The sequence below is a fragment of the Agromyces allii genome, from assembly GCF_009749385.1.
Taxonomy (GTDB): Bacteria; Actinomycetota; Actinomycetes; order Actinomycetales; family Microbacteriaceae; genus Agromyces; species Agromyces allii.
In genome coordinates this window covers 24,676-36,170 of record NZ_WBIN01000021.1, presented here as the reverse complement: position 1 = coordinate 36,170, position 11,495 = coordinate 24,676, and the positions used below count along the sequence as shown (strand labels likewise).

Below are 11,495 nucleotides of genomic sequence, written 5' to 3'. Positions count from 1 at the left end.
CTGCACGGCGAGCTCGACATGCGTACCCCGATCGAGGTCGAGCAGGAGTACTACGCTGACCTGGAATCAGCCCAACCGGCACCTGCCGGACAAGCAAACCGATAGGAACGAAAGTCAGGCCGATTCACCTCCTCCTGAAGATCGCTCTTGTCGATCGCCTAGGGCGTCGCGAACCAAGGGTGGAAATCAGCATTGATTCCCTTCCCAGCGGCCTCCCCGCGGCCGACCGCGCGCGCTACTTCGATCTCGTTCGCGTTGCGCGGAAGCACCTCGATCCCCTTATCGACACTCGAAACTCCCTGGCTCACGGCGAATGGTCGACCGCACTCACGCGAAAGGCCGACGGCATCAACCATGCTCGGACCCGCGAGCTTGAAAGCATCTCTCTCTACCGCGTGACGATTCTCGCGAATCTCCTTGAGCACTATTGGAAGTGCTTCTTCGACGCGCTCGTCACGTACCAGGCCTTCGAACGCGACTTTCCGACTCATCATCGGCGCATGATGCATGCGGCGCGGCGCCTCGAGTCATCAAATGAGCAGCTGTGGCTAAGCAATCTCCGGAAGCGGTTCGTAGACGGTCGAAGCGGTTCGAGGGGGCTTTCCGACCCTCCGGAGGCGCCCGCCCTGCTCATGCGACGGATTACGGGCAGCAACCGGACCTGAACTCAGGGGTATTGGCATTGGGACTGCCGAAGGTCTTGACATCGGTGCCGGGCAATCCGCCATTAATGGTGAATACGCGGTCGAGCGACGAACGGCGCGGACAGCAATTTCGGTCGTCCGTACAGGCGACTCCCCCGCGCCCTCAACCTCACAGCATCAGCGACCCAATGCGTATCAGTCCTCGCGCAGAACGCCGGGAACCGAGTCGTACTGTTCGCGCAGGAATTCCTTCCCGGTTGACACCGTGGCACCCGGACGTGGGTCGCCGCTCAAACGAAAGCTGGCCACATCTTCGACCTCATCCCACCACCCTTGATCGTCGGCGCCACCGCCGCCCACGCTGTTGGTGCGACCCACAACCACGCCCTCGCCGGTTCCTCGGACAGAGCAACGCCGACCTCAACAAGCCCCAGATCGCGAACGCTATCAAAAGCGCGATCCGGAAGACCCACACGCCAGAGACGTCCGGGCCGGCTTGATTTCACCGCAACCCCGTCGCCTCCTTCCACACGGCTCGGGCAGGCTGGTTCGGATTTGACCCCTCCGCCCCGCCCCGGTCCCGGTCCCGGTCCCGGTCCCGGTCCCGGTAACAGAACAGCTCACCCGAATTGGCGAGTACCGGGAACTGCGGAGGGGATGCCTCGACTTTCTGAGGCGGACAGCGAAGTCCACGCCAGCAGTTACAGCGGAACGCGTGCCCATATCGGGGGCTACGCTTTGCGGCGCGCACAACCGTACCTTGGCCTCGGCGAAACGATCCGAACACCTTTCTTCCGACGGGCCTGAAGGGGCCCATCCTCACTGGAGCGGATCGAACAGTTCAGCTTGAAGAATCGACGAAAGGGTTGAGCGTGGCGACGGCAAGAGAACAAGCACAGGCCGAGGTCTATCGGATGCAAGCCCAGGTCGAATCCGCAAAAATGCAGGTAGAGGGCGCACGTCGCTCGTCGAAGGAGGACCTCGAACGAGGTTGGGACAAGGTCGGTCCTGCCGAAGCGGCGCTTCGCAACGCCGAGCGGGCATTACAACTGGCCAAGGACCAGTTGAACCGAACGAGTTGATCGCTCGACTCCTCAACATTCCCTCGAGACCCAAGGGAAGCCGCCGTGATTGACGTCGGCGCAGAGTTCGCGTTCCGTCAGCTCGACCATCGGGGGGACGATGAGAGCATCCCCAATCGTTACGTGCCCGCACTGGCAATTCAGCCATCAATGTGGGCCAATCCTCGGTCGGTCCAACGGAATGGATCCAATGCAGCCAAGCCGCGTCCAGCTTGAATGTGTGATCAACGCGTATTTGCGGGGCGGGCGGGACGCTGACCTCACGCCCTTCCCTCAAGCGAGATGGCCGATGTACCACCGCAAGCCATCTCACCGCGCGTAATCGCTTCGCTACCGCTCGTCGTGTCTCATTCTGCAGAGAATCAGCGTGACGTTGTCGGGGGCGCCCGCCTCCAGAGTCCGATTCACGAGCTCAGCGGCTGCTTCGCGCAGCGGAAGCGCAAGAACTTCGGCGATCGCATCGTCGTCGAGCACAGTCGTCAGGCCATCGCTGCAGATGAGCAGGATGTCATCAGCAAGATCCGTCTCGAAGATGTGCGGCTCGACGACCATCCGTAACTCGCCGCCGAGCACTTGTGTCACCCCACCGTCTTGGTGCCTGTCGTCTTCGGACAGCATCCCGAAGAGACCGTCGACCAACCGATAGACGCGAGAATCGCCGACGTTGAAGACCGTCATCCGTCGGTCCGGGTGTACTTGCACGCCGGCGATCGTGGTTGCGAGTCCAAACGATCGAGGATCGGAGATGCCGACCCCATGGAGGGCCTCGTCGGCCGCTCCGATCCGATCCTCCAGGGTGCCTTCAGCAGAGAAGAAGCTTTCGACCGCGACCCGGCTTGCGATCTCGCCGGCGAGATGTCCGCCGAGCCCGTCCGCGATCACCAGTTCCTTCGGAGCATCGATGTCGAGCAGCAGGTCCACGATCGAGGGTGTCTCACCCTGTATAGACCAGCCGGCGATGCCTATGGCGTCCTCATTGTGGTCGCGGACGAGGCCACGATGAGTCGCCACCACGACGTCGAGCTTGATAGTCATGCCGTTGACTCCTTGAGGACGCGAACAATGGCCAAGCGCAATGTAAGTGCCCGGATTTCGGGCGTCATCTCACCTGCTCGCGGTACCAGCGTGAAGTACTGTTCGCCTTGCGAGCTCAGCTCTTCCCACTGACCGTGGACTTCTCCGAGCCGCTCGTGACCGGCGACTCGCCGGTACTCGTGCAGCGCTCCGGTCTGGTAGAGCTGCTCGACGACATCCTTGAGCTGTCCGGAGGTCCGCGTCCCGAGTCGAGCCGCCCAGCCGCTCATCGACTTGAGATCCACCGTCTCCCCCATGAAGCTCGGTTCACCCTCGGGGTCGAGTCTGGTGACGATTTTGGCGAGCAGCAGATTGAGGTTTCCGATCGCCCGGTCGCCGGAGCCGCGGCGAGAAGCCCGATAGGTGTCAACGAAGCCGCGAATGGAGCGACCGGGCGAGACATCGTCAATCCAGTCGACGATTCGGTCGAGATCACGGCCTGCGAACAAACTGCCTGCCCGCTTCCAGTTCTGCGTGATGGCTCGCGCGAGCTCGACTGGGTCGTTGAACTCTGCGCCCATGAACTGAACCGGTGCCGCATCTGGTCGTGCCGGTGAGCTCGGTGCCGTCCATTCGCTGCCGAGTACCGGGCTGCCCCCCTCCAGCCACAAGCGCACGTTCGTCTGATCCCAGCGCTGGTCCGGATCCCGCGTCAGGAGGCCTTGGAGCAACACCAGCAGGCGCGGGTCGTCGATGTGATCCAGCGGGACGGGCTTCGTAGCTCGTGCGCTCTCGATCCGAGCCTCTTGGAGGAAGCGGCCGTCTTCCAGCTGATACGGATGCCGACCAACGGCCAGCTCTGCGAGCGTCATACCGAGGCTCCACCAGTCCCAGGCTGGGCGGACTTCGCCCGATGTGGACTCCGGACTGGCGTATGCCTCTGTGCGCGAACTGGTTCGCATCGTCATCGTGCTGTTCGTCAAGATCGCGACGCCGAAGTCGGCGAGGACAGCACGCATGGGGCTACTGGAGCGAAGCAAGATGTTCGCCGGCTTGATGTCCCGGTGGATGATCCTCGGACTCCGGTGATGCAGGTGATCCAGCGCATCCACTAGGCCGCGCACGAGGTCCACGAGCTGACCGGGCTCAAGGTGCCCGCCCTGGGTACGGGCGAAGTCCTTGACGCTCCCGATCTCGAGGTATTCGTGTACCTCCCACCATCGCCCACTCGCAGTTCCGAAATACGGCGGAGCGTAACTCACGGCGTAGTCGGCAGGGATGTCCCGAAGTCGCTCGCGCGGGTCATCCGCGCCGTCCGGCACCGCATTGTTGTAAAGCTTGATCGCCACACGATCGCGCGGCTCTTCGACTCGCTCGCACAGCAACACGGCTGCCTGGCCGCCCGGTTCGAGTTCTTCGAGCGCTCTGAACTGGCTCTCGAGTTCGGGCGGGAGGTTTCGAGAAATAAACTTCCCGGCCGCCTGCGCGCCGACTGCGGGCGACGATGCACGGGTCTTTGGGTCCCTGGGCGGTATGTGCTGGCGCGTCTCGGGTGCGAGGCCAGGTGAATCCGCCGGTGCAGCTTGTCGGCCGATCTGCCGGGTTCCGGGACCCGGGTTTGGCATTTGGTGGCGCGTCGATTGCCCGGGCTGCGACGCGACCGCAGGATCGGACGTCCCGACCTGCCGAGTCACCGCACTGCCTGGCTCCTGCGAGAGCCGGGTGGTTGCGTCATCTGCAGAACGGACGCGACGCTCCTCGTCGGTACTCATGCGTCGATGAACTCCACCTTGCACCAGGCGAGGGAGCCGAGTCGGATGCGATCGCCGTGGTGGAGCGGGAATCGCTCGCCCTCGTCGTTCGGCAGCTTGCGGTCGCCGACGAACGTGCCCCCGACACTGCCGCCGGTCTCGCCGAGCATCACGAGGGCCGGACCGGAAGCGTCGTTCACTACCCTGACGTGCTGCCGGCTCACGTCCTCGAGCTTCGCCGGGAACGCCCGCGCAACGCTTTCGTTCGGTGATTCACGACCCAGGATGACACGCTCACCCGCCTGCAGTTCGACCGAGTCGTGGTTTGGCAGCGTCAGTCGGATCGCTCCGAAAGGGGTCGCTGCAGCGGGGGCCACAGCCGGATTCGCGGCTTCGGCGACGGAGTCCAATCCAGTGCTGGTGCCGGACGGCTCGTCAGCACTTCGGGGCGGGTCGTCGCGCGGATTACGACCGCACTCGGAATTACTGCACAAGATCACGACGGAAGGGACTTCGGTCCCACAGCTCCGACAGGTGATCATCCTTACACGAGCCATGAGGGCCTCCGCATTGCAATCCCGGCATCCGCGGCCTGTCGCTGCACTCGCCGCATCACCCCCTGTTGCGGAATACCGATCATCCAGACTGACTCTTCGTCGACCTCCAGCTGAACCCGCTGTCGTTGAGCGGCAAGACAGTGGAGCGCGTCGCCGGTGTAGCGCTCCGTGCCGAGTTCGGAGAGCGCGACGACATCCTGGTTCGCGGATCCGCGCAATGGCAGGGTCGTGGGCTCGCCCTGGATGAACGGTTCTGGAATAACGGCGTCGAGCTTGCACAGAATGTCTCCGAAATCCCGTCGGAGTTCGTCTTCGGCGCGTCCGCTGTACGCGAGAAGGTCGATCTCGATCGCCTGCGCCTCGCGCCAGACGTGCAGTCCGTCGAGCAACTGCCGGAGCTCGTCCGGCTGGTCGAACGGCTCACCGCCGGAGATCGTGATGCCGTCGACGGCCCCAGTCGGCAGGGACGCTATCCATTGAAGTACCTCGTCGATGTCGACGGCGAATCGGGCATCCGCCGCCCAGGTGTCGCGGCTGATGCATCCGAAGCAGCGGATCGTGCACCCCTGCATCCAGATCCCTACGCGGCGCCCCGGACCAAGTACCTCGACCGGGAAGTGGAGCTTGTTGATGAGCACTTTCATGCGAGCGTGACCGTCCAGCCTTCGGCTGACCGTTCCAGTCCCGAGACGGTCGCCGGTCCCGGAGCGACATCCGTTTCGAAGATCGCCCGCGCGAGCGGGTTGATGAAGACGGACTCGACGACGGCGCCGATACCACGGCCGCCGAATGCGAGAGTTTCCTCGGTGAGCGCTTCACTGAGGATCCGCTGCTCGACCGTACCCGAGATCTCGAGTTCGATATCGCGTTGCTGACGCACCCGCTCAACGATGTTGCTCAGATACTTCGCAACGAGCAGACGCCCGACCTCGGTGCTGATGAAGTCGAAGACGACGATGTTGTCCCCGATTCGATTGAGAAGTTCTGGCCGGCCGATGCGCGTGACGAAGTCATCGTGAATAGCGGCGCGCACTTTTGCGACGAGTTCCTCATACGGCTCACCAGGCTTGACGATCGGCGCCCTCTTGCCACCCTCTTCCCGGTAGATGCCCAAGTTGGAGGTGAAGATGACGACGGCGTCGCTGAAGTACACCGTGGAGCCGGTGCCGTCGGTAAGGCGCCCGTCCTCCAGGATCTGCAGGAACTTGTCGAGGATACGCGGGTGTGCCTTCTCGATCTCATCGAAGAGGACGATGGAGAAGGGGCGTTGGCGCATGGCGTTGGTCAGCTCGCCGCCCGCGTCGTGACCGACGTACCCGGGCGGGGCACCGATCAGCCGCGCTTCACTGTGCTCGGATGAGAACTCGCTCATGTCGAACCGGGTGTACGCGTCTTCCGTGCCGAACAGCAGTTCGGCCAGCGACTTGGCGAGTTCGGTCTTACCAACACCGGTCGGACCGGCGAAGAACAACACGCCCTGCGGGCGGCTCGCGTGGCCGCCGCTCTGCGCCCCCGTGAGCCCGATTGAACTTCGCATGAGGATGTCGATCGACTTCCGAATCGCCGAACCCTGACCGAGCACACGTGTGCCGAGCGTGTCGTTCCCACGGCGGATGTTGTCGAGCACGCTCGGCTGCTTCCAGGGGTTGTCCACCACACCCACGCGGTAGCCTCGTACGGCCTCGTCGATCCTCGTGACGGGTATACCGTTCCCGATCGCCAGCCGCGCGATCTCGCTCATGCTGCGCAGTGACATCCCGTGCGTGAGCTCGGTGAAGCGCGAGGTGACCTGCTCCGCGCGGGCCTCATCTTCGAACGGGTACTCGGCGACGCTGGGCAGCAACCGTCCTGCCGCCTCCCGGCGGGCGGACAAGGTCGGAGCCGGGATGCTGATGACGCGTACACGCCCGTCCGAAGCGAGCCAGTGCGGCAGGTCGCCTTCCTGATCCATCAACCACACGGTCGTGTTGAACACGCCCGTGGGTCGAGATCCGGTGCGAATCGGGGTCGGCGAAGCGTTCGCCAACTTCTGCGCGAGCGCAAGCACCGCGTGCAGTTCAGGCTCGAGGTCGTTGTTCGATCGCCGAAGTCGGGACCCGTAGTCGATGATCAACGCCACCGCGCTCTGCGTGTGCGCCGCGACTCTGCGCAAGACGTCGCCGAGTCTAGCGACCGTCATCTCGAGCGATCGGTCCGCAGTCAGGTTCGGCACGATGAGCGATGCCGCTCCAGGCGAGCGTTCGTATGCGACGGCAAGACCGTCCACCAGGTCATAGCTGAGGACCGCGTCGTATCCATTTGCTTCGAACAGGTCCACGAGCGCGCCGAGCGTCGTCGTAGGGGTCGGATATCCGGGCGCGGACTCCGGCAGGAGGTGGGTGTCTCGAATGTTGCCAGTCAGCACGTACTGCGGCGTGATCGTCAGGGTGTAGTCGATCTCGCGAATCCACGCGGGATAGTCATCAGCGACGTGTCTACGCGATGAAAGAACGAGATCAGTCACTGGGAGCGTTCCTTCTGCTTCGTCGTGGTGCTGGCCTGCTTGTGCGCCCTAGTGGCACCGGGGAGCACCTTGACCGGGGCATCCCCGGGTTCGAGCCGGCGCATTCGACCGAGCTCGACTCCCGATGCGGCGATTCGGCCGAGCACGGCAGGGAGATCGGCGCAGATTCTGGTCTCGGCTTCGATATCGCGAGTTCCCGCCAGACGAGCATCCGCCTCGAGCGTCGTCCTGACCACGTCCATGCGGATGCTCTCGTCGTCAACGGCGACGCGCCATGCGTGGAAGTCGAGTCCGGGCCTTCGAACGAGCACGCCGTCCTCCGGGACGGCCGTCTCGAACCCGGAGAGCACTTCGTAGCCCTCGGCGAGCAGGGCCAGTTCCAGTACCCTGCGCGCGGCGTCCCGCGACTGCGCTGCAGCCTCCAGGCGCTCCGCCTCGTCAGCTCGGCCCTCGAGCGCGGCAACGCGCTCGTCCGACATGCCGACCCGTTCAGCACGAGCGAAGACGATCTCTCGCAACAGTTCGGTGTCGCCCACCGCACCTGCCCGGATATCGAGCTCGCGAAGCCGCTCGTCGATCTTCGCTTGGTGCTTCGCCGCCCGATTGATCTGCCCGATCTCCGCCTGCAGATCCCGGACGATGAGACTCGCAAGATCGGGTGCGGCCTCGTTCAGGGAGGCCAACAGCGCTCTGGCGCGCTCTGTGAGCTCGGCACCAGGAGAGAGAGTGGAGAGGTACCGCTCCGCCCGATCGCGTGTCGGCTCGCTCGGCGCCGGGTGCGAACCCGGGCGGACCGGTTCCCGTTCCGCCGAGGTCTTCGATCCGTGCGCCGGGACATCGAGCTCTTCCATCGCTCCCAGATAGTCGAGGAATCGCTGCTCTTCGATCCGGCGCTGTTCGGCGAAGACCTGCTTCCGGGTTTCGGCGATCGTTCGCTCGAGTTCGGCGCACTGCGCTTCGATATCTGCAGCCGCGCCTAGGTCCCGCTCGATCGGACCGGGCACCGAAATCGACGTTCCGGAGGCCTCCCCAATGCCATCCGCCACCCGTCGCAGCGCCTCGAAATCGTCGGAGAGCACGCGGAAGCGCGACACAGCCCTGCGAAGTGCGCGCACTTCCGCTTGGCGCGCCAACTCGGCTGCCGAGGGCACGTAGGCAGCGCTCTTGGGTCCGCTCACCGGGTCCTGCTTTCGGGTCTTGGCGCACTGACGGGGGCTCTGCAAATGGATCCTAATCGCCGAAAAGAAGCGCGACCGCCGCCGGGGAACCCCGTTTTCGTGGCACAGACAGCCGCGCCCTGGCTCTGTAGGATGCTCGCATGTCTCAGCCCGACGACAGCGCCGCTCGTTCGGTGCCGTGGTATCTCGATATCGTCAACGGCGCCGGAGCAGCGAGGGGGCTCGATAAAGATCTGCGTGACGCGCTCGTCGAGGCCACGCGTGATCGGGCGACCAGCGAGGCCCGCTGGGTCGCAGAAGGCGTCGACTCAGGCGAGCAGGCACCGCCGAGTCCCCCGACGGTCTCCGACCTCCAGCTGGACCGGCGGCACGTCCTCCGCAGTTCCGATGTCATTGTGACGTGGGAGGGGCTAACTCCTCCGAGCACTCGGGCGACCGTGATTGGGCCCGACGGCGAAGAACAGATTGTGCCGAGCGGCAACTCTGCTTCAGTGCGGGTGCTTGTGTCCGGTCAGGTCATGTTGCGCTTGAACAACGAGGGCCGAATCACAGATCTGCTCGCAGGCGAAGTCGAGTGCTTCGAGTTGCCCGCATTCCGGATTCCGGCCGGTGTCCTCCCGCCAGTACCGCGGATCGGTCTACCTCGAGTCCAGATCCCCTCGCGCTCCGTCGCCGCACTGCACGTGCCCGTTCCTCGATTCACCACGGAGTCGGTCGCGCATGTGCAGCGTCAGACTCGGGATTCGGCTCCGAGAGCCGTCGGTGCGGCCGCCCGCTTGATGGGGCTCCTGCGGGAATCGCTCAACGGCGGCGACCGTTCGCCTCGAGGTGAAGTGCGCGCCGCTTTGCTCCGGCGTCAAAGCGACTCGTCGCGGCTGTAGCCGCGGTCCGTCCAGAGCGGCGAACGCCGCGCAGCGTCCGCGTCAGGGACGGGCCGCAACGCAGTTGTAGTTGCGTCCGCACCGTCAGGCGAGGAGGGCCCGCCAGAGAGAAGGCGATTCACCTCCCCCTCCCAGTCATCCAATGCCCGGCCGACGACCTTTTCCATCTGCGATGCCACTCGCGCGTTCTGGTGCTTGCCTATTTCGACTTCCCGCATGAGCATGTCGTGTTCGACCGTCCAGACGGTGTTCGCGCGTGCCACACGCGTGCGACGGTCGTCATCTCGCTCGTGCTCAAGCTGGTCGCTGCGGAGCTGGTGCTCATGGTTCAGTTGCTCAGATTCGACCTGGTGCGCGTGGTCCAGTCTGCTCTGCTGCATCCGCTGCTCGTGGTCGAACTGGGTCACCGCGGAGGTGGTCGCCGCCTGCTCGACGAGTTCGTAGGGGTTGGGGTCACCGTAGCTGCGGAACATCTTGATCATGACGGGCATGAGCTCGATCACGATGAACAGCAAGAAGATGGCCAGGTGCAAGGCCGCGACAGACGCTTCGCGCGCCTGAAGGTGCTCGAGAGCACGCATCTGCGCGAGCAATCCGAGCGCTCCAGCGTTCGTCTGGCTGATCTTCTCGCTCATCGAACGGTATTCAGCGAGCGCGGCGTCGTACTCGGATTGCGCCGCCGGCAGCAGAGCCTCTGCTTCGGCACGGTTCAGCTCGGCTGTCGTTGCGGTCGCGGCGGCATCGGTCTGCTCCGATGCTGCGAGCGCGTCCTGCGCATCGGCAAGTTGTCGGGAGAGCTGGTCGTATGAAGCCTGCTCGCGATCCATGCTGGCCCGAGCCGCATCGAACGCAGGGCCCGAACCGGCAACACCGGTGCATCCGTCGACAAGCGGTGCGCCGTTGCGTTCGCATACATAGAGAGCCTTAGCTCGATCCAGGTTCGACCGTTGAGCGTCGAGTTGAGATTGGAGCGTCGCTACCTGCTCGCGAGCGTCGGCGGTGGCCTGGCTCGCAGTCTCGACTCCCGAAATAGAACCCGTCTGCGCCTGTTGACGCAGAGCGTCCAACTCCGCGGACGCTCGATCGAGTCGGGCCTTCTCAGGCCCGTCTTGCAATTGTTCGCCCTGTGCGGTGCCCTGGGCCAGGTTGATGGTCATCATTTCCTGGCGAATGTCGCTCGCGAAGATCTGCAGTACCAGTGGCCCCGAGACCACCGCACCAATGAGCAGCGCGAGGAGGAAACGCGGAATGAAGTTCATGAAGAGCTGCAAACGACTCTTCGTCGACTTCATGGACGACGTCAGGGCTCGATCGACAATGAAGATCAGCGCACCCCAGAGCACTGCGACCGGGATCGCGGCATACCAAGCGTACGGCTCCCCCGGCAACACGCCGTTGGCTACGGCGAAAGCCATCGAAACCGAAGAAAGGGCCGCTGTGGCGATGAGGAGCGGAAGGATCTGCGTGAACCGATCCGCCTCGCGCGGGACCTCAGCCAAGACACTCGCACGCGCTCCGGCGAGGACAGCGAGCCGAGTATGGAACGGTGTGAGCGGTAGTCCCTGATCGCTCGCCAAGGCCGAACCGATAACCGAACCCGGCTCAGGCTCAGGCTCAGGCTCAGGCTCAGGCTCAGGTGGGTTTGCGGCACTCGGCGTGGGTCCGATGTGAATGGCGTCTTCATCGCCGTTCGCCGACGACGCTTCGATTCGCTCCTCGGCTTCGGCCAACTCCCACCATTTCTTCCGTGCAGTCCGGCCCGCGCGATTGGAGACTCCAGCTCATGGCGCTGTGGAACTCGCGCCGCCTGCTGGGAAGCAAAGTCGGGCCGGGAAGCTGATCGCGTTCGGGTCTAGGGTCCTCACATGGTCGCACGAACGGGGGC

Annotated in this window: 10 protein-coding genes; 3 read left to right on the top strand and 7 right to left on the bottom strand. The window is 64.2% G+C overall.

The features are described from left to right. The first annotated feature begins 179 nt into the window (after positions 1 to 179). Complete coding sequence (locus GQR16_RS19410; protein ID WP_157416819.1) at positions 180 to 665, top strand: hypothetical protein; 486 nt, start codon at positions 180 to 182, stop codon at positions 663 to 665. Between the two features lie 851 nt (positions 666 to 1,516). After that, positions 1,517 to 1,726, top strand: a complete 210-nt coding sequence (locus GQR16_RS19405; protein WP_157416818.1) for an efflux RND transporter periplasmic adaptor subunit — start codon at positions 1,517 to 1,519, stop codon at positions 1,724 to 1,726. 330 nt (positions 1,727 to 2,056) lie between these two features. Here GQR16_RS19405 and GQR16_RS19400 read toward each other — a convergent pair whose 3' ends face one another. The 6 genes from GQR16_RS19400 to GQR16_RS19375 form a co-directional block, all read right to left on the bottom strand. Next, entirely contained in the window at positions 2,057 to 2,761 is a 705-nt protein-coding gene (locus GQR16_RS19400) for a PP2C family protein-serine/threonine phosphatase (protein WP_157416817.1), read from the bottom strand. Further along, positions 2,758 to 4,512, bottom strand: a complete 1,755-nt coding sequence (locus GQR16_RS19395; protein WP_157416816.1) for a protein kinase domain-containing protein — start codon at positions 4,510 to 4,512, stop codon at positions 2,758 to 2,760. Before GQR16_RS19395 ends, GQR16_RS19400 begins: the two co-directional genes overlap by 4 nt. Next, a complete protein-coding gene (locus GQR16_RS19390; protein ID WP_170298580.1) occupies positions 4,509 to 4,901 on the bottom strand; it encodes an FHA domain-containing protein in 393 nt (130 codons plus the stop codon). Before GQR16_RS19390 ends, GQR16_RS19395 begins: the two co-directional genes overlap by 4 nt. A gap of 134 nt (positions 4,902 to 5,035) precedes the next feature. Beyond that, entirely contained in the window at positions 5,036 to 5,692 is a 657-nt protein-coding gene (locus GQR16_RS19385; protein ID WP_157416814.1) for a 4Fe-4S single cluster domain-containing protein, read from the bottom strand. Continuing rightward, complete coding sequence (locus tag GQR16_RS19380; protein ID WP_157416813.1) at positions 5,689 to 7,551, bottom strand: AAA family ATPase; 1,863 nt, start codon at positions 7,549 to 7,551, stop codon at positions 5,689 to 5,691. The genes GQR16_RS19385 and GQR16_RS19380 overlap by 4 nt, the downstream gene beginning before the upstream one ends. Continuing rightward, positions 7,548 to 8,729 carry a hypothetical protein gene (locus tag GQR16_RS19375; RefSeq protein WP_157416812.1) on the bottom strand — a complete coding sequence of 394 codons (1,182 nt, stop codon included), beginning with the start codon at positions 8,727 to 8,729 and terminating at the stop codon, positions 7,548 to 7,550. The genes GQR16_RS19380 and GQR16_RS19375 overlap by 4 nt, the downstream gene beginning before the upstream one ends. Positions 8,730 to 8,869: 140 nt before the next feature. Between GQR16_RS19375 and GQR16_RS19370 the strand changes: the two genes are divergently transcribed. Then, entirely contained in the window at positions 8,870 to 9,610 is a 741-nt protein-coding gene (locus GQR16_RS19370; RefSeq protein ID WP_157416811.1) for a hypothetical protein, read from the top strand. Here the strand turns inward: GQR16_RS19370 and GQR16_RS19365 are convergent. Beyond that, the gene (locus GQR16_RS19365; protein WP_157416810.1) at positions 9,586 to 11,340 is read right to left on the bottom strand and encodes a DUF4407 domain-containing protein; all 1,755 of its coding nucleotides are present in this window, start codon (positions 11,338 to 11,340) and stop codon (positions 9,586 to 9,588) included. The two genes, GQR16_RS19370 and GQR16_RS19365, sit on opposite strands and share 25 nt — an antisense overlap. Positions 11,341 to 11,495 lie beyond the last annotated feature (155 nt).

Excerpts from the sequence above, each read along its gene's own strand:
- GQR16_RS19370 (WP_157416811.1), top strand. The coding sequence starts at position 8,870 with ATGTCTCAGCCCGACGACAGCGCCGCTCGTTCGGTGCCGTGGTATCTC.
- GQR16_RS19385 (WP_157416814.1), bottom strand. The coding sequence starts at position 5,692 with ATGAAAGTGCTCATCAACAAGCTCCACTTCCCGGTCGAGGTACTTGGT.
- GQR16_RS19400 (WP_157416817.1), bottom strand. The coding sequence starts at position 2,761 with ATGACTATCAAGCTCGACGTCGTGGTGGCGACTCATCGTGGCCTCGTC.
- GQR16_RS19395 (WP_157416816.1), bottom strand. The coding sequence starts at position 4,512 with ATGAGTACCGACGAGGAGCGTCGCGTCCGTTCTGCAGATGACGCAACC.